The following is a 17,132-nucleotide window of genomic DNA, read 5'->3' on the forward strand; positions in this document are numbered from 1 at the left end:
AAACCCTTACCAATGAAAAATGACAGCCTTAGCCAGTTAGCTTTAATTGCGCCGACCTACTTATGTAAGATTAAAACCCCAAGTCAATAGCTGAATTAGACAGCGATTAACTAGGGGTTTTGACCATTGGGAAACTGGTAAAAGTCTAAATTGAATAAGACACAGGGAAGGATTTTGCATCCTTTGGCTTGACATATATACGCTGTTTCGGTTCTAACTCTAAGTCATTAAAGCGATCGCGCGTTAAATGGGCCATCACCACTTGCCCGTCATCGAAAGTTAATTCCACCTGAATTTCCCAACCCAAATGTATCAATCGGCTCACTGTTGCAGGTGTAGTGGTACCGTTAGCAGCCTTTTCTAAAATCACATCTTGCGGGCGCAAAAATACTTGTGGATGTGGCGCATCAAATCCGCTACTTTGAAAAATCTTCGAGTTGCTGGGTAATACATTTACAGGGCCGATAAAGCTCATCACAAATGCGGTGGCAGGATTATCATAAATTTCCGATGGTGTCCCTACCTGTTCCACGCGCCCTTTATTCATGACCACAACTTCATCGGAAACCTCCATTGCTTCCTCTTGGTCGTGGGTGACGAAAACCGTGGTAACATGAACCTCATCATGGAGGCGGCGTAACCATGCCCGTAAATCTTTGCGGACTTTAGCATCAAGTGCGCCAAAGGGTTCATCTAGGAGTAACACTTCAGGTTCTACTGCTAATGCCCTTGCTAAGGCTACCCGTTGTCTTTGACCACCAGAAAGTTGTGATGGATAGCGATCGCCTAATCCACTCAATTGCACCAACTCTAGTAATTGTTCTACCTTTCCTTTAATCTTCTTTGGCTGTGCCTTACGAATTTCTAAGCCAAAAGCAATATTCTGCCTAACAGTCAAATGCTTAAATAGGGCATAGTGCTGAAATACAAAGCCAATATTGCGCTGCTGCACGCTTTGGTATGTAGCATCCTTACCGGTAAGCAGGATTTTGCCGCTATCTGGCATTTCTAAACCGGAAATTAACCGTAGTAGCGTAGATTTACCCGACCCCGACGGCCCAAGCAACGCAACTAGCGAACCACTTTTAATTTCCAGGCTAACCTCATCAACAGCCTTGAAACTCCCGAATTGTTTGGAGACATTCTCAACTACTATGCCCACTGCTGCTATACCTCTGCAACTAAATCTACAGATCCTTGGTAGGATTACTGTGTCTTACATATACCATATATCGTTATTTATGGATGAACAAGATTTAGCTACCGCAACTGCCACAGTCGAGGAAGCTACAATCAGCGCCACTACAATCCAGGAAACCACAATCCGGGGGACTACAATCAGGAGCTATATTAAGTATTTCGGCACAATTGCAGCCTAAATCCGCACAATCAAAACATTCAGTATTGTTGCTGTTAATAAATGATGATGTTTGACCAACTTTACCAGATGCTTGTTTTCGTTGCTGTGTTTCTGCTTCTTCTGTAGATTCTTCGGAATTTTCGATTTGCATAGACACATAGCGGAAAGCTACTGCGCGTTTACGCAAAATATGGTTAGCTTCTTTACAAGCTTGAAATCGTTCACGACTATTGACAAATGCTACTTTTAACCCTTCCTTAGCAATTACCCGCTTGAAGTACCCAGAGCATGATTCGCCGCCATATAGTATTCTGTGGGCACAAGCAAAACCTTTGTGTGGGGAAATGTGCTTTTGATATCCGGTAATTGCGGCGGTACTAACTTGTCTAGCAAAAGAATCGAACAAGGAAATCTGCATATTTTGGGATTGGGGATTGGGGACTGGGGACTGGGGACTGGGGACTGGGGACTGGGGACTGGGGGGCAATATTCTTCATTCTTCCCAATTCCCAATGCCCAATGCCCCATTCCCAATGCCCGATTCCCAATGCCCAATTCCCAATCTCAATTCGTATCGAAACATTAAGGAATATTGCATTTAAGCATAAACCTGGAGGAAAAGCGCCAAATCACTAGAAAGACCGTGGTAGTATGCTCTCGGTAAATGTGAAGATTTGGGAGAAAGACCTTTGACACTACGGGTTGCTGTTATTGGGTCAGGCCCTGCTGGTTCATCTGCCGCTGAAACACTGGCAGCCTCTGGGATTGAAACCTACCTATTTGAGCGGAAGCTAGACAATGCAAAGCCTTGTGGGGGCGCAATTCCCCTATGTATGGTGAGTGAATTTGACTTACCACCAGAGATTATCGATCGCCGGGTACGGAAGATGAAAATGATTTCACCTTCTAATCGGGAAGTTGATATCAATCTGGTAAATGAAGATGAATATATAGGAATGTGCCGCCGGGAAGTGCTGGATGGCTTTTTGCGCGATCGCGCGGCAAAATTAGGCGCAAATTTAATTAATGCCACTGTTCATAAACTTGATATACCAGGAAACAATACTGATCCCTATACCATCCATTACGTTGACCATACAGAAGGTATTTCACAGGGGATTGCCAAAACCCTGAAGGTGGATCTAATCATTGGGGCGGATGGGGCTAATTCTCGCGTTGCTAAAGAAATGGACGCTGGGGATTACAATTATGCGATCGCTTTCCAAGAGCGAATTCGCTTACCCGAAGACAAAATGGCCTACTACAACGACCTCGCCGAAATGTATGTCGGTGATGACGTTTCGACCGATTTCTACGCTTGGGTTTTCCCCAAATATGACCACGTAGCTGTCGGTACTGGCACAATGCACATCAACAAAGCCAGCATCAAACAGTTACAAGCTGGTATCCGCGCCCGTGCTTCCGAAAAATTGGCAGGCGGTAAAATCATCAAAGTCGAAGCCCACCCCATTCCTGAACATCCCCGTCCCCGTCGTGTCGTTGGTCGCATCGCTTTGGTGGGAGATGCTGCTGGTTATGTTACCAAGTCTTCTGGTGAAGGTATTTATTTTGCCGCTAAATCTGGCCGGATGTGTGCCGAAACCATTGTAGAAACATCTAACAGTGGTAGCCGGATTCCTACAGAAGGCGACCTCAAAATTTACCTGAAGCGTTGGGATAAAAGATACGGACTCACCTACAAGGTGTTGGACATTCTGCAAAGCGTATTCTATCGTTCCGACGCTACCCGCGAAGCGTTTGTGGAAATGTGTGATGACCTCGATGTACAACGGCTAACATTCGATAGCTATCTGTATAAAACGGTTGTTCCAGCTAATCCCATCACCCAATTGAAGATTACTGCCAAAACTATTGGTAGTCTAATTCGGGGTAATGCCCTTGCACCTTAATTGAGGGCAAAGGACTGGGAATTCCAACCAATAAATTACTCAATTTTGTGGGGTGGATATCTTGGACGCTGATTAATCAGGGCGGCAAGATGCGCACCCCACAACTAGGTCTTTCAATGTGACTTATAAAATCTCTTATTTTTTCTCAGCGATCTCTGTGCCTCTGCGGTTTAAAAGTTTTTTAACCACAGAGGCGCAGAGGACGCAGAGTAAAGAGCTTAAAATCATCAAATACATTTCATTTATTTGCCGTATTTCAGGTAAAAATAATTCTGAAAAATCCCATTGGGGTCGTACTTACGCTTGAGGGCGAAAAATTTAGCCGATTGTGGATAAGCTCGACGAAATTGTTCAGGTGTAGCATGAAGACGATAGGGTAGATAATACCTACCGCCAACCGCAAGGGCTGCTTCAATCAATTTCTGGGTCATTACCTCCATCATTGCCTCTCCCTCTTGAGTGCGTTGCTGATGAAACAGCATCACCAATCCAAAAACTTCCCCATCGGCATATCTGAGAAAACTGTCGTTATCTTGGTGAACATTTCGCACCGTGACATTGAGCAAATCCCCTTTGGATTGAGGAATAATCACGCGACACTTCTCTAAAAAAGCTTCCAGAGATTGAGGGGGAATAAAGTACTCATGCAGGATGTCAGTCTCTGCCTGATGACGATTTTCAAATAAGGTGGAGGGACGATTGAGAATGTGGTTTCTCAAAACCCGGCTTCCCGCTTCTCCCCCAACGATTTTTTCTAATTGCCAGCGCAAGTTTTTGCCATAGTCACTGCCAATGCTGCCCCGGAAAACCGTCCGAGGTAATCCAGAATCTGGCTGTTTTTCTAAAGAGACAATAGCCTGACTTCCTTGGGGAATTTGGCGGTAAGTGGTGAGAATAGCTTCTTCTAAAAAGCTTTCCGGGGCAACAGAAAGTCTACCGTATGCCATACCAATATTGGCTGCACCATCTACCCGTTGCCGATAGGTATCAATATAATTCTCGCTTTTAATCACGAACCGTTCTGCTATATACGTCTCATTGGGTACTACTCTCAAATCCACGTCAAGAATAATCCCAAATAATCCGTAACCGCCTAAAACGAGAGAAAATAACTCTGGGTTTTCCTGTCTGGAACACTGTACAACCTTGCCACTTGCCAGCATTAACCGGAAACTTTCGACTGTGCTAGCAAAGGGGGGACTATTATGTTGCCAGCCATGAGCATTGGCGCTCATTGTACCGCCAACAGAAAAATCGTTGTTGGACTGCATAACAGCGACAGAATAGCCACGTTCATTTAGGTAGGGAATAATCTTAGACCATTTAGCTCCTGATTGTACCGTCAGAATTTTAGTCGCCGGATTGAATTGCATCCGGTTGAAGTTAAGCATCGCCAGGGAGATGCCTTTAGCATACAGAGTGTGACCACCCATAGTATGGCGTGAACCAGCGATCGCTACCTTCTTATCTTGACGTAAGGCATCTCTAAGTACAGACTGTAATATCACCTCAGTAATTCCAGGCTGACTATTAACCTGCTTAATTGTCACCTGTGTCTGATTCAGGTGACTGGCATCATCAACCGTGCCAGGAGGAAGAGGTTGACGATCATTGCGATCGCTCCAGGCTGTTAAAGTCAAATGAGCAACAGGTTTAGCAATGACTGTCAGGGCAATAGTGGTAGTTGCCACAAGCACAAGCAGGATAATCTTCAGCTTGTTTTTCAACGATTTACTCCGGTAGGAACGCTGTATAACCTGGATTGAAGGGGCAAAATAGAAAACATGACGATTGAACCCGATTCCTCTAATCTACCAACCCCAGAACCAGTCCCCGAAAACGACTTGCAACCGGATGACTTTGACGGTAGTTCAACTGAGAGAAACCTAACCTCAGATGTACTAGCGGTGATCGCATCTTTGCAATCTCCGCAACATACAAATGCTCTCAAACAAGCCCGTTCTGACTTCAGGCAACCCATTACTAGCCAATTCACAGTTAAGCCAAGGGCATTGCTAATTACTCTAATAGCGATCGCCATCACCTTGACTGGAATTATCCTCAATAACTGGATCGTTGGCATTATCGGAACACTGATAACTTTGCTGTTATCCTTAGCCATATTATTGCCTTGGTTACAAATAGTTTTAGATGAGTGGTTTTCACCCCAAGAACGCACCTTGTTTGTGGCCTTTTTGGGATTACTAGTAGCAATCATCGGCTTGATCAGGTTCACAGGTGTGAGCGATCGCTTACTTGTTTTAGGACGCAAAATTAACTGGGATATTGCTGGTAGCCTAGCAGAATGGTTTGGCGCTTTGGGACAAATTCTCATCGCCATCATTGCTGTTTATGTAGCGTGGCGGCAATATGTTATTTCCAAAGACTTGACAATTCAGCAAAACCTGCTTACAGTTCAGCAAAATATTATCACCCAGCAACAGACAATTGATTCCTATTTCCAAGGCATTTCAGACTTGGTGCTAGATGAAGAAGGATTATTAGAAGATTGGCCTCAAGAAAGAGCGATCGCTGAAGGACGCACTGCGGCAATTTTAAGTAGCGTTGATGGTAGTGGTAAAGCGAAAATTCTCCGCTTTCTCTCACGTTCCAAGTTGTTGTCACCCCTAAAACGCGATCGCCTATTAGGTCGAGCCATTCTCGATGGGACTGGCGGATATGCAGAAGACCGTCTGGAAGGTTTGCGTGTCATCGATTTAGGTGTAATGCTAGCCGCAGCCGACCTTTCTGGTACTGATTTACGTTGGACTGACCTCAGCGAAGCTAATCTTGTCCGCGCTAATTTGACCGGTTGTGACTTAGTAAAAGCCAACCTCTCCCGCACAATTTTATATAATGCTAATCTCACTGGTGCCGATATCAACGGCATTCGCCTATTCTACGGTGTAGTAGATAAAGCATCACCCCGTAGTCGGACTGAACCGCCAGATTATGAAACTGGCGAACAAACTGGCGCTGTAGTGGAAAATGCCGATTTCAGTAATGTGCAACGGATGTCTGAGTCTGCACGTTGCTACTGTTGTACTTGGGGTGGCGAAAAAACTAGAGCTACTATTCCCGGTGGTTGTGAAGGTATTCCTAATAAGTTGGGAAGATAGTTATAAGACAATACAGTTCAGAAATTTATAGTAGTCCTATATCTCTCTTTCTTCTTTCCTTTCTTTGCGTCTTACCCTACGGGAAGACGCTTTGCGTCTATGCGGTTCGTTTCCTAATCTATGTTTTCACAACTCAAAGAGTATTTCTATAAGCCCAAAATATTCATGTAGAGACGCGATTTATCGCGTCTTGAAAGACTAGATAAAAAATTAGTTAGCCGCATTAAAAATCTGTTGTGCAGTTAAATTTAATTGGGGAAAAGTAGGTGATAAAATCGCTGTGTTACCTTGAAAAGGTGTCATTTGATATTCACCATCAACTAATTCGCATACAAAAATAGTGGGTTGTTTGGGATTACCGATGAACTTTCTTGCGCCCAATGCAGCATAATCAGCAATCCAATATTCGGGAATTCCCATTTCTTCATAATCCCCAAGCTTATTGTAGTAATCATCTCGCCAGTTGCTTGAAACAACTTCTATAACTATTGGAACTGATGATGCTTGGCTTACTGTTGACTGTTTTTGAAAAAGTGGTTCATTGTCGAGATTATCAAGATTTAGCAGCAACACATCAGGCGAATAAGCGGATTTGGCAGAAGGAGTTTGGATAAATGAAGTTTTGGGTATAGTGTAGGGAAGATTCAGGCGATCAAACTCGACAGTTAGCTTATGGGCTATAAATCCCACAACTTTTTCATGCGCTCCAGTTGGGGGCGGCATTTCAATAATTACTCCTTTATGCAATTCATAGCGTTTAGCGTCATTGGGATACCATTCAATAAATTCGTTGAAGGTGAGTAATTTGGGCAATGATTGAGTCATAATCTTACCTCCATATATGTTTTACTTTATCATTTAATAAATATTGATTTTTCGGTGATAAAATTCGCACTTGTGTTTTTTTTATTAGCTTTAAAAAGTGTAAATGTTTATTCCCAAAGAATACGATGTGTTCCTCAATCTCTAACTCTAGCGACCCGCAACAAATATCTGTTCTGCGGTCAGATTCAGTCCTGGAAATGTTTGGGAGATGAGGAGTTCTGTTCCTCTAAACTGTTGTGCTTGATAAGTTCCATCAACTAACTGATAAATCGTGATTGTAGGTTCTTTGGATAAGCCAATGTAGCGTTTGCCTCCTAGCCCTAGATAATCTGCGATCCAGTACTCCCCAATACCTAAAGCTTCGTAGTCTTCCACTTTCCGAGCATAATCATTCTGCCAATTAGTACTGACAACCTCTACTACTAACTTTACAGACTTGCCTAGTGTAATCACTGGCTCAGTTTTCCATAATGGTTCATTTGCCAAACTAGTCTGATCAAGAATCACAACATCTGGTCTAAAGGCTGAATTTTGACCTAATGGCTTAATTAGACATTTCATAGGAATAAACCAAGGCAAGTTGAGCAGATCAATTGCTACGTTAAGCTTACGATTAATTAACCCAGCAACCTGTTCATGAAGTCCAGTAGGTTCCAAGTCGATTATTTCTCCGTCAATTAACTCGTAGCGTCCATCATCCAGATAGCCAGCAACGAATGCCTCAGAGTTAATAGTACCTGTATTAACAGTGGCTAAGACCATAGACATTTGTCCTTCCAGGTTCAGAATAAGAGCAGGTATTGCTGCTCTTGATTATTCTAACTATCTTTGATTAGGCAATTGACTAATATGCTTCAAAATCTGGAGTATGCTATACAACTTATTGCCCTGGTTACGGACACCAAAAATATAAGTTTGTGAGTTCTGGTAGGTCATCTTACCACTCTCGAAAGAATTCTTCCGAATCAACTAACTCTAATCCATAGAGCAATATTAGTTGCTCTAGTGTGACATTTTCCGCAGCAAGAGTTGGAGTTATTGTGTTAATTAAGTAGTAGAAAACCTACCAGTTTAGTAATTCTCGCCTTCAGGTAGAGTGAGAATTTCAACGCCATCTTCAGTTACAGCTAAGGTATGCTCACATTGAGCAGAAAGCTTGCGATCGCGCGTTACCGCAGTCCACTTGTCGCTGAGAACTTCAACTTCGTAAGTACCTTCATTAATCATTGGCTCAATAGTAAAAACCATCCCCGGTCTCAGGCGCTTGCCTTTACCGCGAGTACCATAATGAGGAACATCCGGCGCAGTGTGAAAAATGTTACTGATGCCGTGTCCAACAAAATCTCGCACTACAGAAAAGCCTTGCCCTTCAGCATACTCTTGAATAGCTGCACCAATATCGCCAATACGTGCCCCAGGTTTAACTTCAGCAATACCCAGGCGCAAACACTCTTCTGTCACCTCTACCAGCTTTCTGGTTTTTGGGGAAGGAGTACCAACAAAAAATGTCTTGGATGTATCGCCGTGATACCCTTCAACAATGGGCGTTACATCAATATTAATAATGTCACCGTCTTTAAGAATCTGCTTGGCGTTGGGAATGCCATGACAAATTACCTCATTGACACTGGTACAAATCGATTTTGGATAACCCTTATAGCCAAGAGGTGCGCTTTTTGCTCCATGCGCTTGCGTCCAACGTTCGGCTTCATCATTTAGTTCTAGAGTGCTAACCCCTGGCTTCACAAACGGTTCGAGATGCTGGAGAAGTTTGGCTGCTAAACGCCCAGCTTGACGCATTTTCTCTATTTCTCGTTGGGATAAAATGACAATTAGTTCAGTTTTCATTAACTTTTATCTAGACAAATTTACATAAACATAGTGAACCCTGTCTGTGCAGCTCTTTGAGCAGCATCAGCAACCTTTAAGGTATACAAACTCTGCTCTGGGGTAACGTACAAAGGAGTGCCATCAAAAAGATGGTCTAACACCATAGCTGTGTCTTTGGCAAACAAACCCCGACGAGGGCCAACCTCTATAGATGTTGTTTCCCCTAGCTGGATGAAAATTCCTGTGTCGCCATCAAAGACTAAACCACCTTTTTCTCCGTGAACTTCAAACTTGCGTTCTGATTGCCAAATACTTTCGCCTTTGCCATATACTACTTGGGCTAAAAGTCCACTGTTAAAGCACAGTTCACTAGTGCAGAAACAGGTTTGGTAATATTCCGGTTCTATTGCCCAATATCGCTGATGACAGTTAACAGTAAATACTGTACCAAATAAATCGATGAGGCGATGTAGGCGAGACAGTGCCCCAATTAAGGGAAAACCGAACAACTCGTGGTTATAAGTCCATTTACGGGGTGCAGGATTTTGGGGATTGATGGTGCTGTAGCGAGCATAAAACACTTCACCAATTTTGGCTACGTTTTGCTTCAAGGCTTGATGCAAACCACCCAAAAGTTCTAAGTGTTCTACGTGCAAGAGTTTTTTTTGTGCTTTGGCTAGGGCAATCAGTTCGTCTGCTTCGACTACATCCAACGAAAGGGGATACTCTATAATTACATGTTTGGCATTGGTAAGTGCTGCACGAGCGATCGCACCATGATCTCGATTAACAGTACAAATCACCACTAGGTCTACATCTTCACGCTCTACTAGCTCTTGCCAAGAACTTAATGCTTTAATCTGGTACTCTCTGACAAAGGCTTCTGTTTTTTCTGCGGTATGACCAACAACCGCTATCAACTGCGATCGCTCATCATGGAGCAATGCTTCAGCCCGGAACTTTGCCGCATACCCAGTACCTACCAAACCTACACGCACTCTTGCTTTTTCCAAAGCTGCTCCTGAATTAGACATAATCATTTTATATAAAAACTTGGCACAAACTCATTATGTAACCTGCTTAAAAATCGGTTTTTGTTAGTCTTAAAATTTTCCGAGTTGTTGCAGGAAGTTTCTTGATTTCAAACAACCTCTCAAGTTTCTTGATTGTCTTGACAAAAGTCTGATCTTATGGATTAAAAATCCTTGCTGCAAATTTAAATAACATCAAATTTAATCATGTTTTCTTAGCTAGAACATAGTTTTTTATTATCACAGCTCAACTAGGGCAGTAAATACATAAATAAAACTTATCGGGATTAAGCAACTAAATTTCATTACTAATCGGGTTCAATTTCGAGTTACATAGTTTAATTTTTCTCGTAGTATCAGAATTGAAGCAAATATAAACTAGCGGCTAATTCTCAAGAACAGCCGCGACCTTTGCCTTAAGATAACTTATACTGCCGTTCACAAAAGAGAGGATTACTCAATGCCAACTTATAAAGTGACACTAATCAACGAGGCTGAAGGGCTGAACACAACCCTTGATGTTGAAGACGATACCTATATTCTAGACGCAGCTGAGGAAGCTGGTATTGACTTGCCCTACTCTTGTCGTGCCGGTGCTTGCTCTACCTGTGCAGGTAAACTCGTATCAGGTACTGTCGATCAAGGCGATCAATCATTCTTAGATGACGATCAAATAGAAGCTGGATATGTACTAACCTGTGTTGCTTACCCAACTTCTAATGTCACAATCGAAACTCACAAAGAAGAAGAACTCTATTAAGAGCAAAACTAAATAGCCAAAAACCTATTTCTATTGGTGATTATAGTTGCTCGAACATTTGGACTGAGTGATCGTCCAAGGTCTCAATGTTGAGACTAAGCATCAATTTGTGTGTGCCTCTTAAAGCCACTTTGAAAAAAAGACTGATTTCATGTTGAGCAGGAACACAGTAAATTTAGTGTTCCTGCTTAATTTTTTTAGTATGGAGTTCCACCTCAGCAATTTTGCCTTTTGTTGACTCCTTATTCTAGAGGTAGGAATAAGGAGGTAAAAACTTTTTCTATCTAATTTTGAGTCCTGTATTTTGTATCTCCCTCAAAAAGCAAACTGCTGTAAAAAGCGATTAGCTTAGAATTTAATCTCTTTGTTGAGGACTTGAATCTGAGTACCAGGATAATAAAATTGGAGAATTTTAGGACTTGACCAACCTAGTTTTGCTAGATTTTGAGCGCCAGTTTGACTCAAGCCAACTCCATGTCCTAATCCACCACCAATAAAAGCGTATCCCCACAGTTCTGGTTTGCCTTTATTCAGAGGTTCTAGGTAAAAAAGCGTACTTGTAGGAGCAGCAAAGGCGCTGCGAACTTCGTCTTTGTGAAGAATAAAGGTGCTTTTATCAGTTTTAACCGCGAGTTCCAGGATGCGTCCACTCTCGCTTCGCTTCACCACTGCCATAGCCTGAATTGTCTTAAATTTGGCATGAGGACTGTTTTTTACCTGCAAAAATTTTTGCAAGTCCTTGATAATATCCTCTAAACGGGTTTCCCTGCGCCAACGAAAAGCATCCCATTTGCTCTCATTAAATCCCTGTTGGATATTAATAAATTTCTGAAAGTTCTTTTCATCTGCCAAACTCTGCTTAGACAAGTTCCAAAAATTAGTCGCAGCATCTAGTACAGGGCGCAAATAGGGACGATCGTCGCCATTCCAGACATCGCTGAAGGAAGCAGTAACACCACCTGTAGTAGAAGAATACAGGGCATCTACTAGTTCGTTTTTATAAGTTACTACCTTACCCCTGGTGGAAGCGATCGCTTGGTCTGTTTTAGCAGCCGCTCCATTTAGCCCATAATAAACTTGGCAGTGAGTATCGGCACACAACTGATAGTTATCTGCGGCAAACCTGCGTAAATTTCTTAAAGCATAAGTCCGGGCGAGAATTGCTTGGGCTTCTAGCGCCGCTTTTGGTGCATCCGTTCCTATTTCGTAAGGCACAACCCCACGTAAATAAGTTTCTAAAGGGACTTGGTTAACTAAAGTGTATGTGCCGTAAGCATTTGGCTGCAAATTCAGTTGTCCAGAATAAAGACGAGCATTTTCTGGCTTTTCGCTTTTATTGACCCGAATCAAGTTTTTATCAGTGCTGATTTCCAAATCATTTGGGCTATAGCGTTTACCATCCACCACCCAACTAACTTGCGGCACTTGTTTTAAAACTTTAGTATCAAGATATACTTTATCTTTGTTAGAGGATTGGATGTTCTGCAATAGTAAGCGTCGCAATAAAGGAGTGCTATAAACATCTCGTTTAGCCCAAACCTGCCAGCGTTCTGGCTGGGCGATTTCCACTTCTATTCCCTGAGAACGCCATTTGTTAGCACTATCTTCCGCAGTTTCAAAAGTACGGTATGTGCCTAAGACTACTATTTCTTCAACTGCTGGCTGGGGTAAAGCTTGCATAACTGTTTCCAGCAATACGTGGTTCTTTGTCACCAGGATTTGCTGCTTGTTACCCGCTTGAAATTTTAGCTTTAAGCGATCGCCTTTTGTGGGTTCCAGTTGCAGTTTGACTGTGGGTTGTGAACCAAATCGCTGCACAATCCCAATTTTTAGTTCTATATCCTGGATGTTACTCTCAGGACCTGATGCAGCAGTCAGTCCCAATAGACAAAATGTTGTCAGCACAGTGTGGGAAAAACGCCAAAACAAAAATTTCATGGCTACCTGATAGCGTACCCCTATGGGGAAGCAAGCTACGCGCAGCATATCGAGCTTCTTTTGCCCCCTAATGCGGCGTTGGAGCTTATTTTCCAATTGCTTTGCAGTGCGGTCTTTTTGTCGCATGAGCGCTCCAATGATACCATTACCAGTTTTGCCCCAAATATATGTTGCAAAACGAAGTCATAACGACTATGATTTGTTTAGAGACACAAAACAGAACTAGTTGGATAAACTCCTTATGGTTAGAGTCCAAGAAATTCCATTAAATCAGATAAAACGGCCATTGCCCCGTGCAAACGATCCAAATAAAGTGCAAGCCTTAATGGAATCGATTGCGGAGATTGGGCAGCAAGAACCTATTGATGTCCTAGAAGTAGATGGACAATATTATGGCTTTTCTGGTTGCCATCGGTATGAAGCTTGCCAACGTTTAGGCAAAGAAACCGTTTTAGCCAGAGTTCGTAAAGCACCCCGTAGCGTTTTAAAGATGCACTTGGCATAGAGAATGGGAGCAGGGGAGGCAGGGGAGGCAGAGGGAGAGGGGAGAATAATAATTGCTAGCTCCTGACTAATGCCCAATGCCCAATGCCCAATTCCCAATTCCCAATTCCCAATTCCCAATCCCCAATTACATATAACCTAATTAGGAGAAAATTATGTCATCAAAAGTAACAGTCAAAAATGTAAATATCGGCATTGACGAGGCGAGTAGGGCTAAAATTGCCGAGGGTTTATCTCGTCTGTTGGCTGACACTTATACACTTTATCTGAAAACTCATAACTTCCATTGGAATGTAACGGGGCCGATGTTCCAAACCTTACATTTGATGTTTGAAACCCAGTATACAGAATTAGCTTTAGCGGTTGATTTAATAGCCGAGAGAATTAGAGCGCTTGGCTATCCCGCACCGGGAACCTACAGCGAATATGCCAAACTGAGTTCAATTCCAGAAACTCCTGGGGTTCCGAAAGCTGTTGAGATGATCCGCTTATTAGTGGAAGGACAAGAAGCCGTAGTCAGAACTGCACGGTCTATTTTCCCCGTGATAGAGGAAGTTAACGACGAGCCTACTGCCGATTTATTAACTCAACGGATGCAAGTACACGAAAAAACCGCTTGGATGTTGAGAAGTTTACTGGAAGAATAGGAATGGGGAATAGGAATTAGGGAATAGGGAATAGGGCATTGGGAATTGAGAAAAAACTTAATCACCAATACCCATGCCCAATCCCCAATACCCAGTCCCCAATACCTACTTGCCCTGAGCGGAGCCGAAGGGATGCCCAATGCCCAATGCACAATGCCCAATACCCAAAAGTTGCAAGATTTAATGCAACAGGTGGGTATTTCTAGTTTTAAAGCGCTGAGTCGAGCTGCTGGTGTTTCAGAACGGCAACTTTTGCGTTTACGCCAAGGAAAGCTAGAGCAAATGCGGGTAGATGTGCTGCTTAAGCTTTCGGCAGTGCTACAGATGCCATTGAATGAATTAATCGCAACTTTTTCAACCGTAGAGTTATTACCGGAGAAAGCAGCGCCGAGTCAGGAATTGTTACAAGAGATTACAGATTTAAGAAAAGAGTATCAGCGATCGCAGCTTCAACTAGAACAGCAGCGAGAGATACTACTACAAGAACTCCAGCAGTCAACTTTACAACTGCTGGAGTCTTTATTATTGCAATGGCCAACAGCAGCACAGAAAGCCCAAGAGAATCCACAGCTAGCAGCAGTGAAAATAGTACCGTTAGTGCAAAAACCTCTAGAAAAGCTTTTACAGGCGTGGGGAGTGGAAGCGATCGCACCAGTGGGAGCAGAATTACCTTATAATCCCCAACTACACCAACTGATGGAGGGAACTTCATTACCTGGAGAAATAGTCAAGGTGCGCTACACTGGATATCTTCAAGGTGAGAAGCTGCTTTACAGAGCTAAAGTCAGTCCTGTTTGAGGGAGTTAGGGGTTAGGAGTTATAAATTCATAACTCTTTACTTTTTATGCTGTCTGTTGAAAAATGACAAATATTGGGAATACTAAAATTGCAGATGCGATCGCCTCTGAGAAGTTCTGTTAAAGCGTTGGTGTAGGTTTAAGCTTACTTGGCGCTGTTGAAACCGAAATTTTTCGCTCTAGAGCGGCATTCCAGAGATAAATTGTTTCCATAATGTAAGTAATCGGACATAAATAAAAAAATATTTAGGAAATAATCTGAAAAGTCATAACTTCAGCTTGTAGATCAGTAGATAGCTACATCAATGAGATCGAAGTAAGTTGGCGTTAAAAATCAACATCTGTGATAAAACATAAAATCAGCGAACAGCTTGAAAATCGGTTATTCCAATGTTTTTACACAACTAAACATACATGGGTTTTATCATGCCAATTTACTAATTTTGTTATTTATAGTTAGTCTGTTCGTAATAGAAAAAATATACTTAATTAAGCTAGTATTTTTTTTATAATTACAAAAACATCATATTTAAATATTTATAATGAATCTTCGTCGATACAGATTAATTATCAATTATTACTCAATTTTTAATGTTAGATTTAATTTTGAAAGCATTTTTAAATGCTCTATGATGGGTATATAATAGCGAAAATAGCGGCATCAGAGCATCATTTACACAAATAAGCGTGACATAATTATGAGAGAACAAGTAAAAGTTATTCAGCTCAGTGGTAATTTGAATGCCACAACTTCACAAGAATTTCGACAAAATATCACTGATATTTTAGAAAGTGGTGCGAAAATTGTGTTAGTGGATTTTAAAGATGTAATATTTATGGATAGTTCAGGTTTAGGAGCTTTAGTGTTAGCTTTTAAAACCTTGCGGGCAGCAGATACTAAGCTTGTTCTCTGCTCAATTAATGAGCAAGTAAGGATATTATTTGAACTTACTAATATGGATAAAGTATTTGAAATATTCCCTAGCCAAGACGCATTCAATCAGGTTTTAGTATCCAATACGTAATTAATCAAACTTCATTTGCAAAATAGATAAATCATCATCAAAAGCATCTTTGGAGTTCAGAGCGATTAAATAACTCAGTACATGATCGAGTTGGCAATCAACAGGGTTTTGTAAGCTAACTAGTAGCTGAATAAAAGCATCCAAACTCCAAAGAGTGCCATCTGATTTAGTGATTTCATAAGCGCCATCACTAAAAATGTAAAGGCTACTGAATTTTTCAATATTGTAAACCCCATCAACATATTTTGCTTCTGGAAACATCCCAACTGGCATACCGGGGGTTTTCAAGAGTTGAACGTCAGACTTTCTCGGTGATAAACCAGTTATTAAAACTGCTGGCGGATGACCTGCACTAGCATAAACTAACTGGCGGTTAATTCGATTGTAAACTCCGTACCAAATCGTAAAGTATTTGTCATTTTGATAATTCATCTGGAAGGTATCATTCAAAGCCTTCAACACATCACTAGGTTGATAGTAATTCAGACTTTTAAGCGCACGAGAACGCAGCAGATTTAGCACTGAAACTGAGGGAAGAGTAGCTTTGAGTCCATGTCCCGCAGTATCGAGTAAATAAATTGCTAGATAATCGTCATCAAGCCAATAGTAATCGAAACAGTCACCACCGAGTTGCCGCGAGGGAATAAACCGGAAATTTATATTGAAAGGTTCAGTCATAGGAAAAGGCAGCAGCGATCGCACATATTCTGCTGCTTCTGACATTTCTGATTCTAAAAGCAACTTTTGAGCCTGCAAATCTCTACTCAACTGATGCAGGCGTAACCCCGCTCTTACCCGCGCTTGTAATTCATTATGCTCGATAGGTTTGGAAATAAAATCATCAGCACCAGCATCTAGACCTTTGACACAATCGGCAACTGAATCTAAGGATGTTAATAAAATAAAGAATGTGGTAAAAAATTTGGGATCTGTCTTAATACGGTGGCAGACTTCCAGACCAGTCAACCCCGGCATAATCCAATCACAAATAATTAGTGCTGGATGGCAAGCTAGCGCTTTTTCTATTCCTTCCTCGCCACTACTGGCAGTAACTACTTCATAACCCTGTTTTTCTAACATCCTTTTCAAAAGTGTTTTTATCGAATAATCATCATCAATTATTAGTATTTGAAACATAGGTATTTCTCAGAAAGACTCATTAATAATTTGCTGCAAAGATAGAAAATCAAAATATAATGTGAGTTAATTAGTTAGTAATAAAACAGTTTTCTTTTTCATGAAGTACAAAGATACGGGTTTTAATGTGGAAGGTAGAAACTCTTTATAAGTAGGACAGGGTGAAAAAACCAAATTGTGTAAAGATAAGTAAATACACATAATGTATCTACCACGGTAACAGGTATATGGGCAGCCGTTTAAGGGTAT

At 41.8% G+C, this 17,132-nt stretch carries 16 protein-coding genes; 7 read left to right on the top strand and 9 right to left on the bottom strand.

Features of this window, described 5'->3' with window-relative positions:
* Window positions 1-145: 145 nt before the first annotated feature.
* Both H6G86_RS14020 and yidD read right to left on the bottom strand, forming a co-directional pair.
* A complete protein-coding gene (locus H6G86_RS14020) occupies window positions 146-1,162 on the bottom strand; it encodes a sulfate/molybdate ABC transporter ATP-binding protein (protein WP_190934841.1) in 1,017 nt (338 codons plus the stop codon).
* Between the two features lie 94 nt (window positions 1,163-1,256).
* On the bottom strand, window positions 1,257-1,778 hold the full coding sequence (gene yidD, locus H6G86_RS14025; protein WP_190934842.1) for a membrane protein insertion efficiency factor YidD: 522 nt from the start codon (window positions 1,776-1,778) through the stop codon (window positions 1,257-1,259).
* Window positions 1,779-2,049: 271 nt separating this feature from the next.
* Here yidD and chlP point away from each other — a divergent pair, with 271 nt between their 5' ends.
* Window positions 2,050-3,270, top strand: coding sequence for a geranylgeranyl reductase (gene chlP / locus H6G86_RS14030; protein ID WP_190934843.1), 1,221 nt, complete (start codon window positions 2,050-2,052; stop codon window positions 3,268-3,270).
* A gap of 242 nt (window positions 3,271-3,512) precedes the next feature.
* On the opposite strand, the gene H6G86_RS14035 is transcribed toward chlP, so the two are convergent.
* Window positions 3,513-4,997: an FAD-binding oxidoreductase gene (locus H6G86_RS14035; RefSeq protein ID WP_190934844.1), complete on the bottom strand. Its 1,485-nt coding sequence runs from the start codon at window positions 4,995-4,997 to the stop codon at window positions 3,513-3,515.
* Between the two features lie 57 nt (window positions 4,998-5,054).
* On the opposite strand from H6G86_RS14035, the gene H6G86_RS14040 reads away from it, so the two are divergent.
* Window positions 5,055-6,389 carry a pentapeptide repeat-containing protein gene (locus tag H6G86_RS14040; RefSeq protein WP_190934845.1) on the top strand — a complete coding sequence of 445 codons (1,335 nt, stop codon included), beginning with the start codon at window positions 5,055-5,057 and terminating at the stop codon, window positions 6,387-6,389.
* A gap of 210 nt (window positions 6,390-6,599) precedes the next feature.
* Here the strand turns inward: H6G86_RS14040 and H6G86_RS14045 are convergent, their stop codons facing one another.
* From H6G86_RS14045 to H6G86_RS14060, 4 genes are all read right to left on the bottom strand, one after another.
* Window positions 6,600-7,214, bottom strand: coding sequence for a Uma2 family endonuclease (locus tag H6G86_RS14045; protein WP_190934846.1), 615 nt, complete (start codon window positions 7,212-7,214; stop codon window positions 6,600-6,602).
* 147 nt (window positions 7,215-7,361) lie between these two features.
* The gene (locus H6G86_RS14050; protein WP_190934847.1) at window positions 7,362-7,982 is read right to left on the bottom strand and encodes a Uma2 family endonuclease; all 621 of its coding nucleotides are present in this window, start codon (window positions 7,980-7,982) and stop codon (window positions 7,362-7,364) included.
* Window positions 7,983-8,285: 303 nt separating this feature from the next.
* Window positions 8,286-9,062, bottom strand: coding sequence for a type I methionyl aminopeptidase (map, locus tag H6G86_RS14055; RefSeq protein ID WP_163928561.1), 777 nt, complete (start codon window positions 9,060-9,062; stop codon window positions 8,286-8,288).
* 20 nt (window positions 9,063-9,082) lie between these two features.
* Window positions 9,083-10,078 (bottom strand): Gfo/Idh/MocA family protein, encoded by a 996-nt coding sequence (locus H6G86_RS14060; protein ID WP_190934848.1) that lies wholly within the window; start codon window positions 10,076-10,078, stop codon window positions 9,083-9,085.
* 457 nt (window positions 10,079-10,535) lie between these two features.
* Between H6G86_RS14060 and H6G86_RS14065 the strand changes: the two genes are divergently transcribed.
* Window positions 10,536-10,835: a ferredoxin gene (locus H6G86_RS14065; RefSeq protein WP_012410088.1), complete on the top strand. Its 300-nt coding sequence runs from the start codon at window positions 10,536-10,538 to the stop codon at window positions 10,833-10,835.
* A gap of 348 nt (window positions 10,836-11,183) precedes the next feature.
* On the opposite strand, the gene H6G86_RS14070 is transcribed toward H6G86_RS14065, so the two are convergent.
* On the bottom strand, window positions 11,184-12,899 hold the full coding sequence (locus H6G86_RS14070; protein WP_190934849.1) for a SpoIID/LytB domain-containing protein: 1,716 nt from the start codon (window positions 12,897-12,899) through the stop codon (window positions 11,184-11,186).
* A gap of 115 nt (window positions 12,900-13,014) precedes the next feature.
* On the opposite strand from H6G86_RS14070, the gene H6G86_RS14075 reads away from it, so the two are divergent.
* From H6G86_RS14075 to H6G86_RS14090, 4 genes are all read left to right on the top strand, one after another.
* Window positions 13,015-13,278, top strand: a complete 264-nt coding sequence (locus H6G86_RS14075; protein WP_012410090.1) for a ParB N-terminal domain-containing protein — start codon at window positions 13,015-13,017, stop codon at window positions 13,276-13,278.
* Between the two features lie 154 nt (window positions 13,279-13,432).
* Window positions 13,433-13,924, top strand: coding sequence for a Dps family protein (locus tag H6G86_RS14080; protein WP_012410091.1), 492 nt, complete (start codon window positions 13,433-13,435; stop codon window positions 13,922-13,924).
* Between the two features lie 153 nt (window positions 13,925-14,077).
* Window positions 14,078-14,722 carry a nucleotide exchange factor GrpE gene (locus H6G86_RS14085; RefSeq protein ID WP_190934854.1) on the top strand — a complete coding sequence of 215 codons (645 nt, stop codon included), beginning with the start codon at window positions 14,078-14,080 and terminating at the stop codon, window positions 14,720-14,722.
* A gap of 697 nt (window positions 14,723-15,419) precedes the next feature.
* The gene (locus H6G86_RS14090; RefSeq protein WP_163937441.1) at window positions 15,420-15,746 is read left to right on the top strand and encodes an STAS domain-containing protein; all 327 of its coding nucleotides are present in this window, start codon (window positions 15,420-15,422) and stop codon (window positions 15,744-15,746) included.
* Here H6G86_RS14090 and H6G86_RS14095 read toward each other — a convergent pair whose 3' ends face one another.
* Window positions 15,747-16,883, bottom strand: a complete 1,137-nt coding sequence (locus H6G86_RS14095; protein ID WP_190934850.1) for a SpoIIE family protein phosphatase — start codon at window positions 16,881-16,883, stop codon at window positions 15,747-15,749. It abuts the gene before it with no gap.
* Window positions 16,884-17,132: the final 249 nt, after the last annotated feature.

Source organism: Nostoc sp. FACHB-133, assembly GCF_014698055.1.
Classification (GTDB): Bacteria; Cyanobacteriota; Cyanobacteriia; order Cyanobacteriales; family Nostocaceae; genus Nostoc.